The sequence below is a fragment of the Methylobacterium marchantiae genome, from assembly GCF_042679825.1.
In the GTDB taxonomy this organism is placed as follows: domain Bacteria; phylum Pseudomonadota; class Alphaproteobacteria; order Rhizobiales; family Beijerinckiaceae; genus Methylobacterium; species Methylobacterium marchantiae.
Genome location: NZ_JBHTND010000045.1, coordinates 1 through 24,372 on the forward strand (window position 1 = coordinate 1; position 24,372 = coordinate 24,372).

Sequence of the window (24,372 nt, forward strand, 5' to 3'; positions counted from 1 at the left end):
GTACTCGTCGGCCTGGTACTCGCCGCGTCCGAGATTCTCCCAGAAGCGCTTGTACTCGGCGCCGGCGCGCAGATCGGGATCGACGAACATGCCGTGGTGCCGGCCCTGGATCTCGGCCAAGCTGTAGCCCATCACGTCGAGGAAGTTCTTGTTGGCGGTGAGGATGGTGCCGTCGAGGGCGAACTCGATCACCGCCTGCGACCTGTCTAGCGCCTTGATCTGGCCCTCGTGGTTGATCGAGCGCATCACCCGCTCGGTGATGTCGGAAGCGAACTTGACGATCTTCGTGGGCCGGCCGTCGCGGCCGAGGATGGGGTTGTAGGTGGCCTGCAGCCAGATCTCGCGGGCGCCCTTGCCGATGCGCTTGAACTCGCCGGACTGGAAAGTGCCGGCGGCGAGCGCTGTCCAGAAGGCGCGGTACTCCTGGCTCTCCCGGAACGCCGGATCGACGAACAGGCTGTGATGCTTGCCCTGGATCTCGGCGAGATCGTAGCCGACCGCGTCGAGGAAGTTCCTGTTGGCGGTCAGGATCGTGCCGTCGGTCCCGAACTCGATGATCGCCTGGGAGCGATCCAGGGCCTCGATCTTGGACGTCAGGTCATTGCTACGGAAAAAGTTCATCGTTCGACCAATCGCACGAGATGGATACCGGTCACCGCGCCCGGCATGAAATACGATCGGCCATATTAGTTACTTTTTCGAATGCATCGGATCGGTTCGAAGCATCCGCCGTGGCGTTTCGTCTCCAATGCGGCTCCTTTATTTTATTAAACGAGCATTCGAAGCTGACGGCCCCGACCGTACATGAGGCTCCGATTGTCAACAAAGCCGGCACGCTCGCCTCGCCCCCTCGGGTTTGGAACGCGACGTTCGCGAGGAGACGGGCTCGACCGATCGCTCCTTCCGGATATCGGACCTGATGCGTTGACGCTCGACGAGACCTTCCGGTAAGGCTCGGCCATGCGGACGTTGTTGCTGGGCACGGTCGAGATTCGCGCGATCATCGCCGTGATCGCGCTGTATGCCGTCTGCCTGCAGGCGTTGCTCGCGCCGATGGCGTCCCCTTTGCTCCCCCTGCCCGGCGGCGCCATCTGCGCGCATGGGGAGGCGCAGGCCTCCTCGGACCAGCCTCCTGTCGACGACGTTCCCGCCGACGGGGCTGCGGCCTGCCGGCATTCCTGCTGCATCCTGGCCCATGTCGCGCAGGTGTTTCCGGAACCGGAAGGGCCGTTCGCGACGATCGCTTGGCCGATCCGCGCCGCCACCCGCCCCACTCGACCGGCTTTGGTGATCGCCAAGGCGCGGGCGCCCCCCGACCGGTCGTCGAGTCCTCGAGGTCCTCCCGCCGTCTGACCGATCAGCCTTTCCCGATCGCTCGGACCCGGACCTTTCCCGATGACCTTATTCCTACAGAGCGCGTCCCCGGCGCCCCGCGCACGTCTCGCCATGCGCGCATCGCGCGACGGTATCTATCGCGCCGTCTGGCGCTGGCATTTCTATGCCGGCCTGCTCTGCCTGCCGTTCCTGATCCTGCTCTCGGCCACCGGGGCGATCTACCTGTTCAAGGACGAGATCAACGGCACTCTGTTCGCCCATCGGACCGAGGTGGCGGCACAGAGCCGCGCTCCCCTGAGCCCGAGCCGCCTCGTCTACAATGCCTCGGAGGCCGTTCCGGGCGGCGTGCCGGTGACCTTCACCGATCCTGGCACGGCGACTTCACCGGCCCTCGTCACCATGACCGAGGGCATTTCGAAGACGATCGTCTACCTCGATCCCTATAGCGGCGACGTGCTCGACACGGTGGCCGCCGACAGCGACCCGATGATGGTGGTGAGGCGCCTTCACAGCCTCAGCTATTTCGGCACCGTCGCCAATGGGATCGTCGAGGTGGTGGCGGGATTCGCCATCATCCTCGTCGTCACGGGCACCTATCTGTGGTGGCCGCGCGGGCAGGGGGGTGGGCAGCGGGGCGGCGTCGTCACCATCCGGGCGAGGCCGGGCCAGCGCGTCTGGTGGCGGGATCTCCACGCGGTGACGGGTCTCGTGGCGGGGGGCGGCCTGTTCTTCCTCGCCCTCACCGGACTGCCCTGGTCGGTCTGGTGGGGCCAGCAGCTCCGGGCCCTGTCCAACGAAGCCGGGCTCGGCCAGCCCCGCGCCCTCTGGGCGGCCAGGACGGTCTCCGCCGTGCCGATGAAGGACAGGCTGAGCAATACCGGCTGGACCATGGAGGACGCACCGATGCCGGTCTCGCAGCGGGCCGAGACGCCGGCCATCGGCCTCGATAGGGCGACCGCCATCCTCGAAGGTCTCGGCATGCCGCGCGGCTACGAGATCGCCCTGCCGACGGGCCCGACCGGAATCTATGCCGCCGCGATCTATCCCCGCGACGTGGATCGCCAGCGGCTGATCTCCCTCGACCAATATACCGGCGCACCCCTTCTGGACGTGAGATTCGCCGATCTCGGCGGAGTGGGACAGGCGATCCAGTACGGGATCGGCCTGCACAAGGGCGAGTATTGGGGCCGCCTCAATCAATTTGCGATGCTTGCCTTCTGCCTCGCCACCATCCTGCTCGGCGTCACCGCCGCGACGATGTGGTGGAAGCGGCGACCGGCGAACGGTCTCGGGGTCCCGCCCTGGCCGCGCGATCGCCGGATCGCCGCCGCCGTCACCCTGCTGGTCCTCGGCCTCGGCGCGCTGTTTCCGCTGACGGGCCTCGCGATCCTCGCCATGATCGGCATCGATCTCGGCATCCAGGCCATCCGGCGCGGAACGAGGCGACCGGTGGCGGCCTGACGCCTTCGACGCGGGAGCAGCCCCCCGTGACCGACCTCATCTCCCTGCTTCGCGCCATGCGCCTCTGCCTCGGCAGCGGGCTGATCCTGCTCGCCCTGTGGGGACAGGCGATCGCGCCGCTGGCGGCGCTGCAAATTCCCGCGGCGGTTGCCGGCCTCGACCATTCGGCGATCTGCGGGCATTCGGAGAACGCCCCCGCCATCGGGGACAGAGCCCCCGCCTCGACCTCCTGCAAAGCCTGCCCGCTCTGTGCCGTCGGCCTGTCGAGTCCGATCCTCCCGCAAGCACCGTCGGTGGCGCGGCGTCAGGCATGGCACGCCCTCGTCTGGCCGATCCCGCCGCCCGCCTCGCCCGACCGCCCGCATCGTCGTTCCGGCCAAGCGCGGGCACCGCCGTCCGCGTCCTGATCCAGCGCCGCGCGCCGTCTCAGGACGGCGTCTCGACCCCTGTCGCGATCCGGAACGAACCCCTTCCATGTCCTTTTCCAGACTGTCTCTTGCCCCACGCCGCATCGGCACCGCGCGCGCCATCCTCGTCCCTGCCACCCTGGTCCTTGCCGCCCTGCCGATCGCGGGCACCGACGCCCGCGCGCAGGCCACCGACGACGGCGTCACGCTGCCGGAACTCTCCGTCGTCGGAGAGCCCGGACGCGGCGGCTTCGGCGTCGCATCGCCCCAAGGCTCTGCGGCCAGCGTCATCGAGCGGCCGGTTGGCCAGGTCGTGACCCAGGTCGGGCGCGACGGGACCATCGCGAACCGCCCGGCCACCAATATCGGCTCGGTCCTCCTCGACAGCCCGGGCATCACCGTGCGCCAGGGCAATGGCGCCCGCGACGTCGTCATCTCGATCCGCGGCAACAATGCCCGCTCCACCGGCGTCACCAAGAACATGGTCGTCCTGGAGGACGGGTTCATCCTGACCCAGCCGGACGGCGCCTCGCGCTTCGACCTCGTCGATCCGCGCGCTTACGGCCGGATCGACGTGTTCCGTGGGCCGCAATCGGCCCTGTTCGGCAATTACGCCACCGGCGGCGCGCTGGCCTTCCGTACGCGCACGGGGCGCGAGATCGACGGCTACGAGGTCGGCATCGATGCGGGCAGCTTCGGCTATCTCAGCAACTCCTTCACCGTCGGCGGCGTCAGCGGTCCGGTGGAGATCAGCCTGTTCGCCAGCGACGCCCGCGGCAACGGCTACCAGAACCATTCCTCCTACGACACCCAGACCATCAACCTGCTGGCGAGCTACACCCCGACCCCGGACAACCGCTTCACCCTCAAGGTGATCAACAACGAGGTGAATGCGGACCTGCCCGCCCGGTCCTCCCTCGACCAGTTCCGGATCAATCCGTATCAGCGCGGCTGCGCCACGGCGGCCACGGCGGCGCCGGGCTGCACCCTCACCGGGCTCTTCGCCAACGGGGCTTACGGTGCCAGGATCCCCGTCACGGCGGATGAGGGCGGCTTCGGCCGCAAGGACCGCCGCACCATCGTGGCGGCGCGCTGGGAGCACGATATCGACGCGCAGACCACGTGGCGCACGCAGCTCGGCTTCGACGAGCGCAACTTCAACCAGCCCTTCTACACGACCTCGTCGCGCGGCTCTTACCCGTCCTGGAACTTCCTCACCGACCTGACCCGGCGCGGCGACCTCTTCGGTCTGCCGGCGGTGGGCTACGTGGCGCTCGCCTACAACACCATCGACAACCACATCACCACCTTCAACCGCGCGCCCTATGGCGGGCCGACGCTCGGCGCCCTGATCGGCGAGCAGGAGGCGGTGCAATCGAATCTTGGCGGCCGGGCACGGACCGAGGTCGCGCTCTCGGACCAGTGGACCGGCGTCCTCGGCATCAGCGCCGAGAACACCACCATCACCGGGCGAAGCGTCGCCTACGGCTATTCGGCCTCCGGCAGGACGACGACGGTGGCGACCACCGACCGGAGCTTCCTCAACGTCGCGCCGGAACTCGCTCTGGTCTATCGGCCGAACGCCGCCTGGGCATTCCGGGGACGCGCGGCGACGGGCTACACCACGCCGGCGGCGAGCAACCTGTTCGTCACCCCCGCCGGCCTTCCGGGCAACAACACCCGGCTCCAGACCCAGGAGAATCTCGGCTTCGACCTCGGCACCGATTGGACACCGACCGAGAACCTGCGCCTCAGCCTGACCGGCTTCTACGAGTTCTTCCGCAACGAGCTCGTGTCGCAATCCCCCGGCGCCGGGCTCCTGAGCTACACGTTCAACGCCCCGGCCTCGGAGCATCGCGGCATAGAGTTCGCGGCCGACTGGGCCTTCTCGCCCGGATGGCGCGCGGTGGCCGCCTATACGTTCGACGACCAGATCTACACGCGCTACGTCGAGCAGCTCAGCGCCGGCACCTTCACCAATCGGTTCGACCGCGCCGGCAACGCCATTCCCGGCGTGCCCGCCCATCAGCTTCTCGCCCGCATCGGCTACGACCAGCCGACCGGCCCCCTCGCCGGCCTCGGTGCCTATGTGGAAGCCGTATTCCAGGACGGGTTCTTCATCGACAACGCCAACCAGCTGAAGGCGCCGGGCTACACCATCGTCAACGCCAACGTCCATTACGCGGCCGACCTCACAGGCGGCTACGCCAAACGCATCAGCCTCTACGCGGAAGTCCGCAACGTCTTCGACGAGACCTACCTCTCCTCGGCCCAGAACCTCGCGAACTCCCTGAACGCCACGAGCGGGCTGCAGAACGGTGCGGCAAGTCTCGCGGCCACCACCGGCTCGGTCTTCGCCGGGGCGCCCCGCAACGTGGTCGCGGGGATGAGGCTGTCCTTCTGATGCCGGCGACGGGCCGGATGGCGCATCCGGCCCGTCGCCATCGCGGCCCGTCGAGCGCTTGCAGCGCACTCGCTGAAGGTCAGGGTGGTAACCGGAAGATCACATCCCGGCGGGAACTGTAGCGGCACGCTCCGACACCTCAGCAAGGTTGTAGCCTTCCCAGGCGGAACGGCTTAGGTCGATCGGCAAAGTCGGCGGCATCCATAGACCTGCTGCGACAAGGGAGTTTCGGATGACCAGACGCGGCTACAGGGCGGTGTCGATCGCCGCCGGCTTCGGCGCCTTGGCCTGCGTGACCAGCGCGGCGCAGGCGGCGCAGTGCGGCAACACGGCCAGCGGTTTCGAGGCCTGGAAGACCCAGTTCTCGGAAGAGGCGAGGGGACGCGCCAGCGCCGCGAGCCTGGCCGCACTGATGGACACGTCCTATTCCGCGGCCACGATCTCGGCCGACCGGGGCCAGAAGAGCTTCCGCCTGACCCTCGACCAGTTCCTGGCCAAGCGCGGCGGTCCGACCATCGTCGCCCGCGGGCGCAAGCTGAAGCAGACCAACGCGGCGTTGTTCGACTCGATCGAACAGCGCTACGGCGTTCCGGCCGGGCCGCTGCTGGCGATCTGGGGCATGGAGACGGGCTTCGGTGCGGTGCGCGGCAACATCAACACGCTGTCCGCCGTGGCGACGCTCGCCTACGATTGCCGCCGCTCGGCCTTCTTCACGGACCAGCTCTACGCGGCCCTCACCCTCGTCGATCGCGGCATCCTCAACGCGTCGACCCGCGGCGCTGCCCATGGCGAGGTCGGCCATACCCAGTTCCTGCCCAAGAACGTGTTGACCTACAGCACCGGCGGCAGCCTCGACAGCATCCCCAACGCGCTGAACGCCACCGCCAACTTCCTCAAGGGTCATGGCTGGAGGGCCGGAGCGGGCTATCAGCCCGGCGAGCCGAATTTCGCGGCGATCCAGGGATGGAACGCGGCCACCGTGTACCAGCGGGCGATCGCGCAGCTCGGGCGCCAGATCGACGGCAACTGATCGGTCGAAGGCCCGGTGCGGGATCGTGGGCGACCCGGGCCTTTCCCAGGGTTGGGATGGCCGGCGGATCGGTGGCGTCGGCGCAGGATCGGTACGGATCGACAGGCGCCGCGACGAATCGGTCGTCTCCGCGTTAGCGATGAGACGTCGCGGCATCGATGCCGGCGTCGCGACCGGAGACGTGCCATGACCGGGATCGTTCTTGCGGTTTTGATCGGGCTCGTGGCGGGCCTTCGCACGATGACCGCGCCGGCCGCCATCGCTTGGGCCGCCAGTCTCGGCTGGCTCTCCCTCGAGGGAAGCTGGCTCGCCTTCCTCGGCTACCGGTACACGCCCTTCATCCTCACCGCCCTGGCGCTCGCCGAGTTCGTGACGGACCAGCTTCCCGCCACCCCGAGCCGCACCGTGCCGATGCAGTTCGCCGCGCGGCTCGTGAGTGGCGCCCTGTGCGGCGGCGCCATCGGTGTCGGGTCGGGGCAGCCCCTCGCCGGAAGCCTCGCTGGCGCAGTCGGAGCCGTCATCGGCACGCTGGGAGGTGCCAGAGCGCGGGCGGGGATGGCCGCGTCCTTCGGCTCGGACCGGCCCGCGGCCCTTGTCGAGGATGGCGCCGCCATCGTCGCGGCGGCCCTCGTCGTGAGTGCGCTGTAGCGGTTCGCGGCGGCGGCTCCGATGGGTGGGCGTTGGCCGGTTGCCGGTCGATCATCCCGCATGGCAGCATCGCGGCCCTGCGTTCCGCCCTCCCTCGACGCGTTCCGCCTGCGGCGATCGACAGAATTGTCGAGCTCACGGACCGTAAGCGCGATTGGTGCGTTGCAGTTCATCGTCACGCCTGACACCAGGAAGCCTCGCCTCCGGGAGCCCTCCGCGTGGTGTCCGACGAGGAGAGGACCGAGACCCCGTGCAGACCTCGATCGACCTCGCCGAATATACGGCTCCGGAACTCGGGCGAGGGCGTATTTTCTGAACACGGGTCAGCGGACGAACGGGATTCTTGGTCTCCCGGACGACCGATCACACGAGCATGTACCGAGTCGTTGGGTTGAGATGATGCCGGAGTTTCGTTGATGGCCAAGATCCTGCTGGTGGAAGATCACGAAGAGATCTGGGACTTTCTCTCCCGCCGTCTCAAACGACGCGGCTACGACGTCATCCTGGCGCATGACGGCGAGGCAGGCGTGCAGCAGGCCCGCGCCGGGCGCCCCGACGTGATTCTCCTCGACATGAACCTGCCCGTCCTCGACGGGTGGTCGGCGGCCCGTGCCTTGAAATCCAGCGGCGACACGCGGGGCATCCCGATCATCGCGCTCACCGCCCATGCCATGCTCGGCGACCGCGACAAGGCGATCCAGGCCGGCTGCGACGACTATCACCCGAAGCCCATCGACTTCTCCAAGCTCCTCACCCAGATCGGCGCGGCGCTCGGAACCGCGGCATCCCCGGGCTGACGTCTAATCCCGGTCTGAGCATTCGCGCCCCCGTCGGCAAAGGGCTGCGAGTGGCATGCGTCGAGACGAGCCCCCATTCCCCGGGCTCCCATCCCCGGGCTCCCATCACCAATGAGTGACGATCGGCATGAGTGACGATCCCATCACCGCGCGGCTGCTGCGGCAGGCGATGCCGGTGTTCACGATCCTGGCCTCGTGCCTGATGGTCGTCACCATCGCGTCGATGCTCTATTTCGGTCGCGACATCATCGTTCCGGTGGTCCTGGCGATCCTGCTGAGCTTCGTCCTGGTGCCCGCCGTGCGCCTCCTGCGGCGGGCCTTCGTGCCGCGCGCCGCGGCAGCTCCCCTGGTGGTGGTCGCGGCGTTCGCGGCGATGATCGGCGTCGGGCTGCTGATCACCACCGAAGCGGGGCAGCTCGCCTCCGACCTGCCGCGCTACCAGATCACCATCCGCGAAAAGATCGCTTCGGTGAAGGAGGCGACCTCGGGAAGCGGGACGCTGTCGCGCATCGTCGAGATGGCGCAGGACCTCAGCGAGGAATTGCAGCCGGCGCCGCCGAAGGACGAAGACCTGCCGGGCCGCTCGGGAAGTCACGCCAACCCGCTCCACGTCATCGTCACGACGCCGCAGGCCGCGCTCACGACGACGCTGGGCGCTCTCGTCGGGCCGATCCTGCATCCGCTCGCCACCGCCGGCCTCATCCTCCTGTTCACGATCTTCATCCTGTTGCAGCGCGAGGACCTGCGGAATCGCGCCATCCGGCTCGCCGGCTCGGGCGACCTGCGCCGCACCACGGCCGCCATCGACGATGCCACGAGCCGGCTCAGCCGGTTCTTCCTCGCCCAACTCGCCCTCAACATCGCCTTCGGCGCGGTCATCGGAACCGGCCTCTGGCTCATCGGCGTGCCGAGCCCGATCCTGTTCGGCGTGCTGGCGGCGATCCTGCGCTTCGTCCCCTATATCGGCGGCGCCATCAGCGCCCTGCTGCCCCTCGTCCTGGCGGCGGCGGTGGATCCCGGCTGGTCGATGGTCATCGCCACCGCACTGCTGTTCCTCATCGTCGAGCCCATCGCAGGCCACGTGGTCGAACCGCTGCTCTACGGCCATTCCACCGGCCTCTCGCCGCTGGCGGTCATCCTGGCCGCCACCGTCTGGACCTTCCTGTGGGGACCCATCGGCCTCGTGCTGGCGACGCCGATCACCGTCTGCCTCGTCGTCCTCGGCCGCCACGTCGATCGGCTCTGGTTCCTCGACGTCATCCTCGGCGATCAGCCGGCGCTGGCGCCACCCGAGATCTTCTATCAGCGCATGCTCGCCGGCGACCCGGCCGAAGCGATCGAGCAGGGCCGACAGGTGCTGAAGGCGCGGGCACTGGTGACCTATTACGACGAGGTGGTGCTCGCCGGCCTTCGGCTGGCGCAGGACGACCTCGCTCGCGGCGCCCTCGACCGCGAGCGCCAGGGCGAGGTCGGCGCGGCGATCCGCACCGTCGTGGACAGGCTGAAGCTCGCGCCGATCAAGAAATCCGGTTCCACCGGCAGTGCGGAGGCGGCCGCCGCCATCGCCGCCGCCGGCCCCGACCGCAGCACCGCCGACATCGTACTGGCCCGCGAAGACCTCGCCACGAACTGGCGTGGGCGCACGCCGATCCTGTGCGTTTCGAGCCGCGGTCCGTTCGACGAGGCAGCGACGCTGATGCTGAGCCAGATCGTGGGGCGGCACGGATTGTCCGCGCAGATGACGTCGCTCGCCGACCTGCGCGCGGACAAGCGCCCCGAACGGGCCGAAGAGATCGCGATGATCTGCTTCTCCTATCTCGAACCGGTCAGCCTCTCGCAGATCCGCCTCACCGTGCGTCAGGCGCGCAAGGAACTGCCCGGCGTGAAGGTGCTGGTCGGGTTCTGGCGCGAGCGCGATCCCTCCACCCTCGACCGCCTGCGCCGCACCACCTCCGCCGATGTGCTGGTGACCTCGCTCAACGACGCCCTCGATGCGGCCCTGCGCTTCGCGGCACCGACCCGAGCGGGACGTGGCTAGTCCCATGACCGACCGCGCTTCCGATCCTGTGCCCTCCCATGCCGCGACCGACGGGCTCCTCGCCCGTATCGCGGAGGCGGGGGACGTCCCGTTTCGAGCGGATGGCGATGGTCTCGCCCTGTCCGGCCTCCGAGCCGGGCGAGAAGCATTGCTGACGCGCATCCCTCCCGGTGAAGCGCCTCCGCCCTGGTGGGACGGCAAGCATCGCGGGCTCGCCCTGGCGCGCGCGCAGCTCGACGGGGCCGATCTGGTGGAGGCGGACCTGTCCGGCGCCAACCTGTCCGGTGCTTCCCTCGTCGGCGCGCTGGCCCGGTCCGCGCGGTTCGAGGGTGCCATTCTGGAAGAGGCGAATTTCAGCGAGGCCGATTGCAGCGGCGCGAACTTCACCGGCATCGTCGGCGGCGAGGCGCATTTCCCGGATGCGATGCTGGAGGATGCCGACTTCACCGGGGCGACGATGCGCTTCGCGCGGATGCAACGCGCTCTCCTCGACGGGGCGAGCTTCGCGCGCGCCGACCTCTGGGGCGCCGACTTCACCGGTGCGGACGCCGATTACAGCCGGTTCGAGGGGGGCCGCCTCGACGAGGCGAACCTCTCCGACATGAACCTGACCTTCGCCAATTTCGACGGGGCCAGCCTGAAGAAGGCGCGGCTCAACGGCTCGCGCCTGCGCGGCGCCAGCCTCTCGGGCGTCGCCCTCGACGGCGCCGACCTGTCCGGGGCCGACCTGTCGGACACCAACCTCGTGCGCCTCAACCTGATGTCCTGCCGCCTGCGCCATGCACGGTTCTCCGGTGCTCTCCTCACCGGCGTCCGCTTCCGGGCGGATCAGCTGGGCGGCGCGGTGGGCGAGGAGATCGCTGGCGAGTACGAGGCCGCACAGGCGAGCTACCTCGCCATCGAGCACAACATGAAGAGCATCGGCAGCCACGACGAGGCGAGCTGGGCCTACAAGCGCGGCCGTCGCATGGGTCGCCTCCATGCCGGCGCCGAGGCTCGTGCGGCCTGGGCCCGGCGGACCCGGGCGCCCCGGACCTGGAAGCCCGTCCTGCAATCGGGCTATCGCTGGGTCGCCGACCGGTTCGTGGAATGGCTCTGCGATTACGGCGAGAGCCTGTCGCGCATCGCCCGCGCCTTCGTGATTCTCATCGGCGTGTTCGGTGCCCTGTTCGGCATCGCCGGAGGGCTGATCCCGGAGGGCGGCAACGGTGCCGCGACCTACAATCCCCTCGACCTCCTCAGCTACAGCGCCCTCAACATGATGACGGCCAACCCGCCCGAAATCGGCGTCAAGCCGGTCGGGCGCTTCACCAACCTCCTCGTCGGGATCGAAGGGGCCGCCGGCATCATCCTGATGGGCCTGTTCGGCTTCGTGCTGGGCAACCGGCTGAGACGATAGGCCCACCGGCCAGCCCTTCGGCCAAGCGCGATCCCACCGACCCGCAATCGACACCACCGCGAGCCGCCCCGATGGACAACCAGACCTCCTCCCGACGGCTGTGGCGCTGGCGCGGCCCCAAGACCGTTCCCACCGCCCTGCAGGGCATTCCCGGCTCGCCCGTGGCTTTCGGGCTATTCGCGGTCGCCGTGGTCGCCGGCCTCGCCAACTACGTGTTCGCCGAGCGCAGCCGCATGGAAGCCACCCGCCAGCACGACGTCATCACGCTGAACGAGCGCCTGCTCTCGACGATGAAGGATCTCGAGACGGGCATGCGCGGCTACACCCTGACGGGTCTGCCGAACTACCTCACCCCCTACAAGCGGGCGCTCGACACCCTCGACGGCCAGATCGGCGAGCTCGACCGGCTGGAATCGGAATCCGCCGACCCCGGAACCGCCCGGCGCCGGGAGCTGCGGACCCTGATTACGGGTGAGCGGGATTTCGCCCGCCGGGTGGTGGAAGCGCGGGATGCCAGCGGCTTCGACGCGGCCGTGACCCTGGTCCGGACCGGGGAGGGCAAGCGCATGATGGACGGCATCCGCGAAGCGACGCGGATCGGCCAGGACCATGCCCGCGACAGCCTCGCCCGCTCCGAGACGACGGAGTTCTGGCGGGGACTGATCCTGTCCCTCGTCTGCGCGGGCTCGGCCCTGGCGGCGATGGGACTGCTGGGCCGCATCGCCCTGCTGCGCCGGCGCGACAGCCAGCGCATGACGGCGCTCCTCGACGGCGTCCTCGCCAACGCCCCCGTGGGACTCGGCTTCCTCGATCACAGCCTGTCGATCCGTCACATGAACCGCGCCCTGGAGACCATGAACGCGCGTGGATTCCAGGCACCGCTCGGCGGCCCGATCTGGAGCGTGATCCCGGAGCTCGAAGGCCTGCTCCGGCCGAAATTCGAGGCTGCGCGCGACAAGGGACTGATCACGCCCGACATCGACGTCGCCGTACCGACCCCGAGCGCGCCCGGCGGCGTGCGCCACCTCCAGGTCAGCGTCTATCCACTGCCCGGCTCGTCGGGGATCACCGGCGGCACCGTGGACGGCGTCGGCTTCGTCGTCACCGACGAGACGTTGCGCAAGCTCACCGAGGAGCGTACGCGCCAGAGCGAGCAGCGTTTCCGCTCCCTCACCGAGGCGACCTCCTCCATCGTCTGGGCGACGCCGCCAGATGGCGGCTTCGCCGTCGCGCCGTCCGAATGGACCCGCTTCACCGGCCAGACCCCGAAGGAAGCCGCAGGCCACGGTTTCCTGGCCGCCATCCACCCGGACGACCGCGAGAAGACGCAACACGCCTGGGACCATGCCGTCTCCAACGTGACGCTCTACGAGATCGAGCACCGCCTGCGCCGCCACGACGGCGTCTGGCGCCACATGGCCGTGCGCGGCGTGCCCATCCTCGACGAGGCCGGCAAGGTCCGCGAATGGGTCGGCGCCCATAGCGACATCACCGCGCGCAAAGAGGCCGAGCAGGCGCTGGAAGCCGCCAAGGAATCGGCGGAGGAAGCCAACCGGGCCAAGAGCCAGTTCCTCGCCAATATGAGCCACGAATTGCGCACCCCGCTCTCCGCGGTGATCGGCTATTCCGAGATGCTGCAGGAGGAGATGGAGGATCTCGGCCAGGAGAGCCTGCTCGCCGACATGCGCAAGATCGAGGCGAATGCGCGCCACCTCCTCGGGCTGATCAACGACGTCCTCGATCTCTCGAAGATCGAGGCCGAGCGCATGGAGATCTATGCCGAGGCCTTCCCCGTCGCCGAGATGGTGCGGGAGGTGGCCTCCACCGTGGACGCGCTCATCGGCAAGAAGGGCAATACCCTCGTCCTCGACCTCGCGGGCGATCTCGGCATCGCCCAAACCGACCAGACCAAGCTGCGCCAGTGCCTGATCAACCTGCTGAGCAACGCGGCGAAATTCACCGAGAACGGACGGATCCTCCTCTCGGCCGTGCACGAGGGCGGGACCGGCTCGGGCTGGCTCGTCTTCAAAGTGACGGATACCGGCATCGGCATGAATCCGGAGCAGCAGGCCAAGCTGTTCGAGCGCTTCACCCAGGCCGATGCCTCGACCACCCGGCGCTTCGGCGGGACCGGCCTCGGCCTCGCGATCACGCGGGCCTTCGCCACCATGCTCGGGGGCCAGATCGACGTGGCGAGCCGGGAGGGCGAGGGCACGACCTTCACCATCCGGATCCCCGCGCAATACCGCGAATCGAGGCCGGCAACGGAAGAGGCGGCGCATGACGGGCATTCCCCTTCGCCCCCATCCACAGCGCCGAGGACCGGCGATCAGGTCCTCGTCATCGACGACGACCCGGCCACCCGCGATCTCCTCACGCGATTCCTGGAGAAGGACGGTTTCCAGGTCGCGAGCGCGGCCGACGGCCGCGAGGGCCTGGAAGCGGCGCGCAGGATCCGGCCCCGCGTGATCCTCCTCGACGTGACGATGCCGCGCATGGACGGGTGGTCGGTGCTGCGCGCCCTGCGCGCCGATCCCGACCTCGGGGCGACGCCGGTGATCATGGTGACGGTCCTCGACGAACAGAGCCTCGCCTTCTCCCTCGGCGCCACCGACTATCTGCACAAGCCCATCGAATGGGGACATCTCAAGGAGGCGATGGAGCGGTTCAAGGCGACGGCGTCCGACGGACCGGTGCTCGTCGTGGACGACGATGCCGACGTGCGCGAGCGGATGACGGCGATGCTGACCCGCGAGGGCTGGCGCGTGACCTCGGCCGAGCACGGCCGTGCCGGGTTGGAGGCCGTGGCGGTCAAGAAGCCCTGCCTCATTCTCCTTGATCTGATGATGCCGGAGATGGACGGGTTCGGCTTCCTGCGCACCCTGCGGGCGAAGCCGGAATGGCGGGACATCCCGGTGGTGGTGCTCACCGCCAAGGACGTCACCGCCGACGACCGCCGGCGTCTCGCCGGTCAGGCCGACAGGGTGCTTCAAAAGGGCCAGCTCAGCCTGTCCGACCTCTCCGACGCCCTCCGCTCCCTGGTGGCCTCGTAGAAAGGCGGAGCGTCTGCTCTCACACGCCCGTCTTGCCGCGCCGCCTGCGTTCACGCTGGGCGCTGGGGAGGCTGTCCGGGACCAGGGTGGCGACGACCGGGTTGGGAAAATGGTCGAAGGCCGCCCCCGTGGCGGCGTCGACACCGATGCCGATGATGCCGCCGGCGATGACGTTGCCGGCCATGCCCGCCGCCCCGGTTCCCACGACCTTGGTTCGGACCGGAATGGTTTCCGGCCGGAAGCCGGGCTTTTCGAAGGTGACGTCGAACTCGTCGGAACGATCGACATCGAGGGAGCACGGCGTCGCCGGGCAGGCATAGCCCTTGGTGCTGGTCATCATCGCACCCGGCGGCTCGGTCTGGAACGCCATCTTCTCCGACGTTCCGCGCGTGATGCTACCGCACGCTCCGAGGCCGGCCACACCGATACCCACCGCGACCATTGCCGCAGCCACACGAATCCGCCCCGCCATGACGTCCCCCCAATGCCGCTGTTTCAGCCGGCAACGGGTTGTGCCGCTGAGACGACTATCTCGCAAGGGTGGTATTCGGCAGGCGCGTCACCGATGCACAGGCATCCGTCGACCATCCGCGCCGACGTCTCTCATCGCAAGTAGAAGTCGAACGCCGGCCATCCGCGAACTCGAGCGCGACGATGAAGCGTGGCGACGGGTCAGATCGTCTCGTAGGCGAAGAGGAGCGTGATCGTGGACAGGCCGAGGAGGCCGACGACGAAGCAGATATCGGCGACACGCTCTAGCCGAATGGCAAGGGGGCGGTCGTCGTCGAGCCGTATGGAGAGATACGAGGCGGCCGCGCTTGCGAGGAACAGGATCGCCGTCAGGGAGACGGCCTCGTCCACATGGCTCGGGCCGATCTGCGCCTCTGCGATCTTCACCAATCCGACCAGCGTCGTGCAGACGCCGATCATCGTGCCGGCGCTGGGCAGGATGTGCTGGGACAGGACGCGTGCACCGTCCCCGCGGCTCGGGCTTCGTCCATTCATGCGCGGCTCCGGCTTCCGAAGGGGACAGGCCGGATCACTTATCGCATGATCAGCTTCCGGTCTTCGAGGCTTCCTTCCACCGGAACCGACGAGCAGCGCCGTTCGGCCGGTTCCGACCGGCGAGCTACGATCACCTCTCCTTTTGCGGATCGATGTTCCCGGTTTCGGTTGCGCCGTCATCGCCGGCGGCCTCGTCGTAGGCCTGAATCCAGGCCGCGTGATCGTCGCTGCCCTCGGAATAGGGGCAATCGTCGCGTGCCTTGCCGTAGAGGCGGGCGTTCCGCCCCTTGATGAAGGGGCTGTCGCTTGCAGTGGCACCGTCGCTCATGGCTCGCTTCCTATCCCGTGTGAGTCAGGATCGAGGAAACGCGAGATCGGGCGAGAAGATCGAACCCGCTTCCGTCCTGCGACGAAAAACCCGCCGCGGCCGGGGCCGGGCGGGTGAAGGGAGAGTCTCTTAGCCATCTCCAAACGGCCTCGACGACCATCGGTTCCATGGCCCATTCGGATCGCCTGCGAGAGCCGGGACCCGGCACCGTGTTCGTCTCCGGCTTGCGCAGCGGCTCCGGGAATGGCAGTCCGGCCTTCACGTGCCGCATCGGGAAGCAGCCTTGTCCGCGCAACCGCAGACGATTGCAGGGATCGTCATCTATCATCCGGACGAGGCGAATCTCCTTCGGCTCGTCGGCGTCGTCGCCCCCGACGTCCGCGAGGTCGTGATCTACGCCAATTCCGCGGTCTCTCCTCAGGAGGAGAAGCGCCTGCAGGACGCTGCGGCCGGCACGCGCCTGACGGTGATGCGGCCCGACGGCAATCTCGGCCTCGGGACCGCCTACAACGATCTTCTCGATCATGCCGTCGCGCATGGGGACACGTTCCTGTTTCTCCTGGACCAGGACAGCCTGCCGCCCCTCGGCACGGTTCCGCGGCTGGCCGCCCTTCACGCGCACCTGCGTGCGAGCGGAGCGCGGCCCGCCATCGTCGGCCCGCGCCCGACGGATTGGGCCGGCAAGCCGATGAAATCCCCGCCCGGACAGGGGAGCGCAGCGGACGAGGCCCATGCGTCCCGGGTCCAGTTCGTGATCTCGTCGGGCTCCCTCGTGAACTGCGAGGCGGCGCGCGGCGTCGGCCCGTTCCGGGCGGATTTCTTCATCGACGCCATCGATGTCGAATGGTGCATGCGGGCCAACCACCGCGGCTACTCGATCTGGATCGCGAACGATGTCCTGATGCCGCACGAACTCGGGCGCGGCCTGATCCGGCTTCCCTTCGGCCTCTCGCCGACCGACCAGCCGCCGCGGCGCCTCTACACCTTCCTGCGCAACCAGTTGGCCATGCTGCGCATGAGCCACGTGCCCCTCGCCCACAAATCGAAAACGCTGCTCGTTCTACCCCTCCGCATCGTCGTGTATCTCGCGCAGAACCGCCTCTCGCGCGAGGTCCGAGCAGCTCTTTGGCATGGCCTGCTGGACGGCGCCCGTGCGAAACTCGGACCGCCGGAGATCGTGCTCGGGCGGTCGGCACACCGGCAGGACAATCACGCGAAGACGTTCAGGCAGTCCGAGTAGTCCAGCATGCGGATTAGCACCCGTCCAGGCGCCCATGACGGAGGACGTCTTGGCGCTGCATGGTCGGAAGCGGTCGAAACATGCTCATGGCCAGAAATCGGACGGCACGCGGCCCGTGCATTACCTCAGGACCTGCCCGTCGAGACCACTAACACGGAAGCCATCGGCCCGGGCAGAAATGGTGAAGCACCGTTCGATGGCATGGTGGAGGGTCCCGTCGAGTTGTCGAGCCTCAGGCTCGAAATCCTCTGGGCGCAGATGGAGATGCCGCAGGCGCGTGAGCGCTACTGGCCGAAACCAGAACATGGATCCCTCGAAGAAGCCCAGTCGGACTGCATCGTCTGGTATGCCCATCTGCCGCGTGATCGCCCGAACCCGTGCTTCGTTAGCCATCCAGTAGGATGGTGCTGCCCGGTAACAGGCCTTCCAGCCGACGAGACCGGTATCAGGCGCTTCGAACTCAGCCAGCAGCCGCCGGGTCGCGTTTTGCCCACCCGCCAGCATGCTGAACAGAAGTTTACGTCTGATTTCGCCGTCCAGCAGATGCGGACTGCGTTTGGTATGCAGCTTCAGGACCGCATCGTAGGCCGCGAACGTCCCTGCATTGAGCAATGCGATGAACGGAGCGATGTCGCGGCCCCGATTCTCGCAAGGGTGGATGACCGTCGCCGGAATGCCTCGGAGCAGGATCTGGGCCTGCTCGACTCGATCGCTTGGAACCGTGAGGTGAAGCGGGGCGCCATCGGGCAGCGCCGCCCGGCAGGCAAGGATCTCCGGCAAGAGATCGAGATAGTACAAGTGCGCGACGACCGCAGTCCGGACGTTCGGACGATGCGCGGGCTTGCTGAACCGCGCCGCCATCCGCCGCATGCGGTGTCCGACCGGCGAGACGAAGGCGGCGCCGATCGTGAGCGCCGCGATCTTCTGGTAGACATGGCGGGCGTAGGCGTGAGAACGAAACCCGAGACGGCCCATGGCCGTCAAGCGCGCCGGCAACGCCACGTGCTTGGCCTTGCGACGAGCGAGAGGCCGCATTGTAGAAGGTCGTCCATGCACTCTGCAGTAGGGGATTTCACTGACCATTCCAAGTCGTGCGCATGATCGCAGACGCCGCGGAGACCGACGCCCCCCGCACCGGCATCTCGATAGCTCGCTCCGCCGTGCCGCGAAGGCCGGAAGGCATCGCCTCTCACGGAACCTTTCGAGCCGGTCACCCATCGGAAGACACGAGCAGCGACGACATACGCTCGTCCGCATTGCCGCGCGATGCTTCACGGATGTATGGAAGCGGCATGAATGGCCCGATCCGGGTCGTGGGAGACGTGAAAGTCCCGTAGTCTGTCGCAAAATTTCTCTTATGCTCATAGCCAGAATTGACTGTAACCCGGCGTCAAGGAGGCACCTTGATAAATGCTCGAGCAACACTTAACAGAATAGAATAACACACCATCCTCGGTAACGGCATACTTTAGTTCAAAATACCCGCCCCTCTTTGCCGTCCATCATTCTGGATATTTTTATGTTCGATAATTTGTGTTTGTTCGCGCATTTTGACCAGGATGACTTGGTCGCAGATTATGTGATTTATTATCTTGAGGCACTGCGGGCGACCGGGTTCGAGATTGTCGTCATCTCGACATCACGCCTTTCCGAGAAAGACATTTCTCGCCTGCGATCCGTGTCTCACGACGTCATTCTTCGCGAGAACCGGGGGCATGACTTCGCCTCGTGGGGGCTCGGCATCGAGCGTTACGCTGGGCAAGTCTCCGGGCAGCTGATGATTGCGAACGACAGTGTCTATGGTCCGATTGGCGATCTCAATCACGCACTTGCGCGCCTGACAAGCGTCTCAGCCGACTTCTACGGAATGATCGAAAGTCCAGAAATTGCACCCCATCTTCAAAGCTGGCTCATCATCTTCGAGCCTGCGGTATACAACAGCTCAGCATTCCGAGCCGTGTTCGCACAAGAATTTCAAGAAATGGCAAAGGTCGACATCATTCAAAAAGGCGAAATCGATCTTTCGCAAAGCTTGATTGCCAGCGGATTTAGCATGAGATCTTTGTTCGACGGCACTTTTGAAAATGGCAAAAAATTAAATATACCATCGAATTACAGTCATTTTTTATGGTGGGAGCTTGTAGAAATAGCAAATATACCTTTCCTCAAAATTGAGCTTCTACGAGTGAACCCTTGCCGGATCGCATCGCTCCATAAATGGAAAGACATTGTCATAGCGCGACGGCCAGAGCTCGTGCCGATGATCGAAGATCATCTCGTCCGTACGTCGAAGGGACGGCAACACACCATTCCATATCTCCACAATCTACCAGCCCGCCGCAGGGATCTACAGTTTTTTGTTAAACGCGACTATTTCCTCGCTGCAAGTGGGCGTCGCTTTGCAGGCCGCGCCAATCTGATATATTTGCAATTTCAGAAAACGATGCGTGGGCTGATGCGTCGTATTTATTATATTGGCGCCCCCCTCAGACAACGTATGCGAAAATAACCCGGACCATAAGTTACTGTACGATTCACGCTCGCCGAGTGAAGGCTGATTAACATTACACATAATTGTTGTATAAAAGCTTGACATCCATCCCAATCGCTCGCATTCGCCGTCAGCATAGAATATTCCTCTTGAAATTATCGGTCGCATGAGATCCAAGTCGAGATAGAAAATGCAAAGACGGACACACACTTTTTGGAAAGGAACAAGTCTTGACTGCTAAAAAAAATGAAAATCTCAGTCATGATGACGATCAATTATTTGATCAAAACTATTACGCTACGGGCTGTGGTCCGGATGCCTACGAGCGTTCGGCGCCCTGGCTGAATTTTTATTCGACCATTGTCGAACATATTATCAGATCGATTGCTCCAAAGACGGTCTTTGATGCTGGCTGCGCGCTCGGGATGGTCGTGGAAGCGTTTTGGGATCGTGGTATCGAGGCCAAAGGCGCAGATATATCAGAATTCGCCATCGCAAACGTACGCGCGGACATGCGAGAGCATTGTTCCGTAGCGTCTTTGGCTGATCCAATCACTGGGCGCTACGATCTGATAACTTGCATTGAAGTCTTGGAACATATGCCATCCGCCGAGGCGACCAAGGCGGTCGAACATATCTCACAGGCGACCGATACCGTTATGTTTTCATCTTCGCCTTACGATTTCCAAGAAAAAACCCACGTCAACGTTCGCCCCCCAATCGACTGGATCAAGCAATTCGGGCAACACGGTCTTTGGCCTGATCTTATATACGACGCGTCCTTCATATTGCCGCACACCATGCTGTTACGACGGGGACAGCAACCGAGCGACGCGGCCATCAGCGTCTATATCGAGAAACTTCGCCTTCTACATCTTCTGACAGAATCTAGACGTACTCTTGATGCAGCGGAAAGAAAATTTCTGGCTGCAGAACAATCGTCGTCGCAGCAATATACCAATTACAATAATAAGATAAGCTTACTTCAGAGCGACTTCGATGCCCTGTCTGCGCAACTTACAACGGCACAACACGCTCACGCTCACGCGATTGAGCGCTTGCATATTGTCAATGAGCGTCTGGCCGCGATAGAAGGCAGCACGACTTGGCGTGCGACGTCATCCGTGCGCTCCCTCGCTTCCCAAGTCTCCCCGCCGGTCCGTCGTTTTGGACGACGAGCGGCGCGCTTGTGCTGGTGGGCCATCACACCACATCGTACCCCGGCGCGGATACGATATCTACGCGAGCGCAGGGCAACTCGGACAAGTTCCATTTTTGCGCCGGCATCCGGCAAATCGCACGCAACGAACTTCAGCGGATCAACTCACCACTCACACTCCGCTGCGAAGCCGTCATTGACGACAGCAGATGTCGTCAATAGGAGCCGTTTGGACCTTCGCCCACTACCCGTTTTTTCAATCGCTCGTTCTGTCCGTCCGCGCATCACCATGGTAACCGATAGCATTGCTGCTGATAGTTTTTTCGGTGGAGTTGGCACGGCTACAATTCTTGCCGCACTTTGGGCAAGGCGTCGTGGAGCAACATTGCGTATTTCGACATTGCGCGCAGAACCGCTGCGTGACAACGTCGCCAATCTTTTAGTTTCGCTGGGAGTCTTGCCGCCAGAACACATCGAATTCTGTCATACGAGCCTCGATAAGACAGGCCGTCCCATCGATTTGAGTAAAGAAGATATTTTTCTCACCACGTCCTGGTGGTCAACAATGAATGTTCTTTCAGCGGTCCCGCGCGAGCGCGTGGTTTACATCCTTCAAGAGGATGAACGGATGTTTTATCCGCATGGAGACGAGCAGCTGCGCGCTTATAATACAATGAAAACGCCTGAGCTCCGTAGAGTAATAAACACAAAACTACTTTATGATCATCTTAACGATACAGGAGTCACGGGGCTTCGGGAACATGCCACGTGGTTTGAGCCCGCCTTTCCGGACAATGCCTATTTCCCTGACCGCGTTCAGAGACAAAAAAGAAATTTCTTTTTCTATGCACGACCGAATAATGCGCGAAATTTATACCTGCTTGGGCTCGAAACACTCAATGCGGCGGTTGAGCAAGGAATATTAGAGCCGAACGAGTGGAACATCCATTTTATTGGCCGAGATCTGCCGCTCATGACATTTCCTGGCGGCATGCCGATTACCATTGTCGAAAGTCTTCCTTGGGACAAATACGTAGCAATGCTACGCAGCATGGACCTCGGACTTTCGTTGATGTTGACACCCCATCCAAGCTATCCTCCGCTCGACTTGGCAGCTTGCGGCGCTGTGGCCGTAACCAATAGCTACGGTTCGAAACTGTCTCTCTCTACCTATTCCGACAACTTGATTTGTGCGGAACCCACAGTCGACGCGCTGCTCGAAGGGCTACGCTCAGGAGTGTCATTGGTGAAAAACGGCCCTGATCGTACGGCAAATTATGAACGGCAAGGCTTGAACCGCTCTTGGGAGCAAACTATGGCATCAACTATCGATTGGCTTGAAGAGGTCTAGAACTATGTTCATAGGTCTTCCCGAGCAGATCACTTACAGTGATCCATGGGATCTTGATTTCGATACAAGATTTCGCACATTAATATCTCGTCCACGTCGGATTGCCTATTATTATACCACGCCGGATAATAGTACTTTTCGCTACCGTGTTTATAATACCGTACAAACTGTCAATGCCGTCTCTACAGACACGAGTGCAAGCTGGTTCTGTCAGGCCGATGGTGAGCGTCTTGAGGGCGTCGTCGATGCGGCCGATGTTCTCATTCTTGGTCGCGTTCGCTTCGACAATGATGTGGAGGGATTGATCCGTCGGGCGCGTCGGCGGGGAGCGCGCGTTCTGTTCGATCTCGACGATCTCGTTTACGACACGCGACATGTCCCCTTGCTAATGAGTTCTCTCAACCAGGATACGGGTCCGAGCGGACCATGGGATTATTGGTATTCCTATATTGGACGAATGGGTACGGCACTCCGTCTGTGTGATGGCGTCATTACCACGAATCTATTTTTAGCCTCTCAGATTGCCGCGGACACGGGCCTACCCACCTCGATAGTTCCCAATTACTTGAACGAAGAACAACTCGCACTAAGTCGAAGCATTGTCGAGATCAAGCAAAAAACCAATTGGGCAAGAAGCGATCGTATTCACATCGGCTATTTTAGCGGATCTCCCACCCATGCTCGTGATTTTTCCATCATAGCACCTACCTTAGCCAACCTACTCCGAGAAAACCCTTCTGTTATTCTGCGTATAGTTGGAATGCTTGATCTGCATCCAGACCTGTCTTCCCTTAAGGAAAGAGTCGAGATACATCCCTTCACTGATTTTCTTAATCTGCAACGAATAATTGGCTCTACAGAAGTAAACCTAGCTCCACTTCAAGACAACATATTTACAAACAGTAAGTCAGAGCTGAAATTCTTTGAGGCGGCTGCTGTTGCGACTCTTACGATCGCTTCGCCAACATTTACCTTTCGCAATGCAATCGACGATGGCCTTACGGGACTGCTGGCGAACGAACTTGAGTGGGCAGACAAGATACGTCTTGCCATCACCATGATTGAAAATGGACGCTACGCGAGTGTGGCATTGGAAGCAGCCAAGTCCGTGCGGAAACGATACGGATCGTCGGAACAGTGGCCTGCGATCGAACGCGCTGCGTTTGGAGAATTAGTCAGTTTAGCTAATCTATCGAATGAATTTGTGCAAACGGAGTTCGTTACCCAGCGAGAAGTGACGAGGCGCGATAGTATATTGTCGATGCTGAAGTCGGACGGCTTCGGTTTAGAAATCGGCCCTAGCTACAACCCTCTTTTACCAAAATCAGCAGGTTTCAACATCGAAACAGTAGATTATATTACTCAATCCGGCCTTCGCAAAAAATACGCAGGAACCCTGAATGTTGACATTGATCGCATTGAGTGTGTCGACCATGTGACAAATGGACAACCACTAGCCAAAACGATCCCTGCGGATCGCTGTTATGACTTCATATTGGCCAGCCATGTCATCGAACACACACCGGATTTGATTTCATTTCTCAATGATTGCGCAAATTTCTTAGAGAAAGAGGGTCGACTCGTTCTTGCAGTCCCCGACAAGCGGTTTTGCTTCGATCTACTTCAACCTCTCACTTATGCTGGTGAGGTTCTTCAGGCCCATGACGAGAAGCGGACTCGGCCTGCGCCGATGGCCATCATGGCCAGCATCGCTTACGATGTCCTTCGCGGAGACGCGATCGGATGGTCGCCGCAAACGGTAGGAAAACTCAGGTTCGCCGGAGATCTTGATGCTGCGGTGACTCAGGCCGAACTAGCGCGGCAATCTGGCGACTACGTGGACGTGCATTGCTGGCGTTTCGTTCCTTCCAGTTTTCGCCTTCTCATCGAAGATTTGTATAATCTTGGCAAAATCAGACTCCGAGAATGCTCATTTCAACATCAAGGCGCGCACGAGTTTTTCGTGGCCCTAACAATCGATGGCCCGGGACCCGGCTTTGACCGCGATACTTTCGCTTTGATGATTGCTGAAGAAGTAGCAATGAGACGCCTCTAGCTGTCGTTGCTATGGAGGTTGTCCATCCGAGGGTGTCGCGCGAGGCTGTGGTTGCGAAGCCTGTAACCCCGGCCCCGGAGCCTCGGATGGACGCTCATCAGAATGCGCGCACGACGCCCCATAGTCGACGGTTGATCGTGGAGCGGCTGGCTCCAGGGTTGGGCTGTGAG

Annotated in this window: 19 protein-coding genes; 14 read left to right on the plus strand and 5 right to left on the minus strand. The window is 63.8% G+C overall.

Features of this window, described 5'->3' with window-relative positions; translation table 11 throughout:
- A partial coding sequence (locus ACFQ4G_RS20500; protein WP_379040970.1) for a PAS domain-containing protein occupies positions 1 to 621 on the minus strand: 621 nt, incomplete at its 3' end.
- A gap of 339 nt (positions 622 to 960) precedes the next feature.
- Here ACFQ4G_RS20500 and ACFQ4G_RS20505 point away from each other — a divergent pair.
- The 10 genes from ACFQ4G_RS20505 (at position 961) to ACFQ4G_RS20550 (ending at position 14,572) form a co-directional block, all read left to right on the plus strand.
- Positions 961 to 1,353, plus strand: a complete 393-nt coding sequence (locus ACFQ4G_RS20505; RefSeq protein ID WP_238205592.1) for a DUF2946 family protein — start codon at positions 961 to 963, stop codon at positions 1,351 to 1,353.
- 42 nt (positions 1,354 to 1,395) lie between these two features.
- Positions 1,396 to 2,796, plus strand: coding sequence for a PepSY-associated TM helix domain-containing protein (locus ACFQ4G_RS20510; protein ID WP_238205591.1), 1,401 nt, complete (start codon positions 1,396 to 1,398; stop codon positions 2,794 to 2,796).
- A gap of 26 nt (positions 2,797 to 2,822) precedes the next feature.
- Positions 2,823 to 3,203: a DUF2946 family protein gene (locus ACFQ4G_RS20515; RefSeq protein WP_238205589.1), complete on the plus strand. Its 381-nt coding sequence runs from the start codon at positions 2,823 to 2,825 to the stop codon at positions 3,201 to 3,203.
- 67 nt (positions 3,204 to 3,270) lie between these two features.
- Entirely contained in the window at positions 3,271 to 5,607 is a 2,337-nt protein-coding gene (locus ACFQ4G_RS20520) for a TonB-dependent receptor family protein (protein ID WP_238205587.1), read from the plus strand.
- A gap of 232 nt (positions 5,608 to 5,839) precedes the next feature.
- On the plus strand, positions 5,840 to 6,637 hold the full coding sequence (locus ACFQ4G_RS20525; RefSeq protein ID WP_238205585.1) for a lytic murein transglycosylase: 798 nt from the start codon (positions 5,840 to 5,842) through the stop codon (positions 6,635 to 6,637).
- A 186-nt stretch (positions 6,638 to 6,823) separates the two neighbouring features.
- Positions 6,824 to 7,285 carry a DUF4126 domain-containing protein gene (locus ACFQ4G_RS20530; RefSeq protein ID WP_238205583.1) on the plus strand — a complete coding sequence of 154 codons (462 nt, stop codon included), beginning with the start codon at positions 6,824 to 6,826 and terminating at the stop codon, positions 7,283 to 7,285.
- Between the two features lie 416 nt (positions 7,286 to 7,701).
- Positions 7,702 to 8,082, plus strand: a complete 381-nt coding sequence (locus ACFQ4G_RS20535; protein WP_238205581.1) for a response regulator — start codon at positions 7,702 to 7,704, stop codon at positions 8,080 to 8,082.
- Between the two features lie 127 nt (positions 8,083 to 8,209).
- Entirely contained in the window at positions 8,210 to 10,120 is a 1,911-nt protein-coding gene (locus ACFQ4G_RS20540; RefSeq protein WP_238205580.1) for an AI-2E family transporter, read from the plus strand.
- A gap of 4 nt (positions 10,121 to 10,124) precedes the next feature.
- On the plus strand, positions 10,125 to 11,519 hold the full coding sequence (locus tag ACFQ4G_RS20545; protein WP_238205579.1) for a pentapeptide repeat-containing protein: 1,395 nt from the start codon (positions 10,125 to 10,127) through the stop codon (positions 11,517 to 11,519).
- Positions 11,520 to 11,590: 71 nt separating this feature from the next.
- On the plus strand, positions 11,591 to 14,572 hold the full coding sequence (locus ACFQ4G_RS20550) for a response regulator (RefSeq protein WP_238205578.1): 2,982 nt from the start codon (positions 11,591 to 11,593) through the stop codon (positions 14,570 to 14,572).
- 19 nt (positions 14,573 to 14,591) lie between these two features.
- On the opposite strand, the gene ACFQ4G_RS20555 is transcribed toward ACFQ4G_RS20550, so the two are convergent.
- The 3 genes from ACFQ4G_RS20555 to ACFQ4G_RS20565 form a co-directional block, all read right to left on the minus strand.
- On the minus strand, positions 14,592 to 14,942 hold the full coding sequence (locus tag ACFQ4G_RS20555; protein ID WP_238205577.1) for a translation initiation factor 2: 351 nt from the start codon (positions 14,940 to 14,942) through the stop codon (positions 14,592 to 14,594).
- A gap of 302 nt (positions 14,943 to 15,244) precedes the next feature.
- On the minus strand, positions 15,245 to 15,577 hold the full coding sequence (locus tag ACFQ4G_RS20560) for a hypothetical protein (RefSeq protein WP_238205576.1): 333 nt from the start codon (positions 15,575 to 15,577) through the stop codon (positions 15,245 to 15,247).
- Positions 15,578 to 15,707: 130 nt separating this feature from the next.
- Positions 15,708 to 15,905: a ribosome modulation factor gene (locus ACFQ4G_RS20565; protein WP_238205575.1), complete on the minus strand. Its 198-nt coding sequence runs from the start codon at positions 15,903 to 15,905 to the stop codon at positions 15,708 to 15,710.
- A 283-nt stretch (positions 15,906 to 16,188) separates the two neighbouring features.
- Between ACFQ4G_RS20565 and ACFQ4G_RS20570 the strand changes: the two genes are divergently transcribed.
- Positions 16,189 to 17,145: a glycosyltransferase gene (locus ACFQ4G_RS20570; RefSeq protein ID WP_238205574.1), complete on the plus strand. Its 957-nt coding sequence runs from the start codon at positions 16,189 to 16,191 to the stop codon at positions 17,143 to 17,145.
- Between the two features lie 120 nt (positions 17,146 to 17,265).
- Here the strand turns inward: ACFQ4G_RS20570 and ACFQ4G_RS20575 are convergent, their stop codons facing one another.
- Positions 17,266 to 18,180, minus strand: a complete 915-nt coding sequence (locus ACFQ4G_RS20575) for a rhamnan synthesis F family protein (RefSeq protein ID WP_238205573.1) — start codon at positions 18,178 to 18,180, stop codon at positions 17,266 to 17,268.
- A 484-nt stretch (positions 18,181 to 18,664) separates the two neighbouring features.
- Here ACFQ4G_RS20575 and ACFQ4G_RS20580 point away from each other — a divergent pair, with 484 nt between their 5' ends.
- From ACFQ4G_RS20580 to ACFQ4G_RS20590, 3 genes are all read left to right on the plus strand, one after another.
- Entirely contained in the window at positions 18,665 to 19,654 is a 990-nt protein-coding gene (locus ACFQ4G_RS20580) for a rhamnan synthesis F family protein (RefSeq protein WP_238205572.1), read from the plus strand.
- A 212-nt stretch (positions 19,655 to 19,866) separates the two neighbouring features.
- Positions 19,867 to 22,146 carry a class I SAM-dependent methyltransferase gene (locus tag ACFQ4G_RS20585; protein ID WP_238205570.1) on the plus strand — a complete coding sequence of 760 codons (2,280 nt, stop codon included), beginning with the start codon at positions 19,867 to 19,869 and terminating at the stop codon, positions 22,144 to 22,146.
- Positions 22,147 to 22,150: 4 nt separating this feature from the next.
- Positions 22,151 to 24,202 carry a methyltransferase domain-containing protein gene (locus ACFQ4G_RS20590; RefSeq protein ID WP_238205566.1) on the plus strand — a complete coding sequence of 684 codons (2,052 nt, stop codon included), beginning with the start codon at positions 22,151 to 22,153 and terminating at the stop codon, positions 24,200 to 24,202.
- The last annotated feature ends 170 nt before the right edge of the window (positions 24,203 to 24,372 follow it).

Coding starts and splice junctions, on each gene's coding strand:
- ACFQ4G_RS20550 (WP_238205578.1), top strand. CDS start 11,591: ATGGACAACCAGACCTCCTCCCGACGGCTGTGGCGCTGGCGCGGCCCC.
- ACFQ4G_RS20540 (WP_238205580.1), top strand. CDS start 8,210: ATGAGTGACGATCCCATCACCGCGCGGCTGCTGCGGCAGGCGATGCCG.
- ACFQ4G_RS20555 (WP_238205577.1), bottom strand. CDS start 14,942: ATGGCGTTCCAGACCGAGCCGCCGGGTGCGATGATGACCAGCACCAAG.
- ACFQ4G_RS20560 (WP_238205576.1), bottom strand. CDS start 15,577: ATGAATGGACGAAGCCCGAGCCGCGGGGACGGTGCACGCGTCCTGTCC.
- ACFQ4G_RS20510 (WP_238205591.1), top strand. CDS start 1,396: ATGACCTTATTCCTACAGAGCGCGTCCCCGGCGCCCCGCGCACGTCTC.
- ACFQ4G_RS20580 (WP_238205572.1), top strand. CDS start 18,665: ATGTTCGATAATTTGTGTTTGTTCGCGCATTTTGACCAGGATGACTTG.
- ACFQ4G_RS20525 (WP_238205585.1), top strand. CDS start 5,840: ATGACCAGACGCGGCTACAGGGCGGTGTCGATCGCCGCCGGCTTCGGC.
- ACFQ4G_RS20535 (WP_238205581.1), top strand. CDS start 7,702: ATGGCCAAGATCCTGCTGGTGGAAGATCACGAAGAGATCTGGGACTTT.
- ACFQ4G_RS20590 (WP_238205566.1), top strand. CDS start 22,151: ATGTTCATAGGTCTTCCCGAGCAGATCACTTACAGTGATCCATGGGAT.
- ACFQ4G_RS20530 (WP_238205583.1), top strand. CDS start 6,824: ATGACCGGGATCGTTCTTGCGGTTTTGATCGGGCTCGTGGCGGGCCTT.
- ACFQ4G_RS20520 (WP_238205587.1), top strand. CDS start 3,271: ATGTCCTTTTCCAGACTGTCTCTTGCCCCACGCCGCATCGGCACCGCG.
- ACFQ4G_RS20565 (WP_238205575.1), bottom strand. CDS start 15,905: ATGAGCGACGGTGCCACTGCAAGCGACAGCCCCTTCATCAAGGGGCGG.
- ACFQ4G_RS20545 (WP_238205579.1), top strand. CDS start 10,125: ATGACCGACCGCGCTTCCGATCCTGTGCCCTCCCATGCCGCGACCGAC.
- ACFQ4G_RS20505 (WP_238205592.1), top strand. CDS start 961: ATGCGGACGTTGTTGCTGGGCACGGTCGAGATTCGCGCGATCATCGCC.
- ACFQ4G_RS20575 (WP_238205573.1), bottom strand. CDS start 18,180: ATGCGGCCTCTCGCTCGTCGCAAGGCCAAGCACGTGGCGTTGCCGGCG.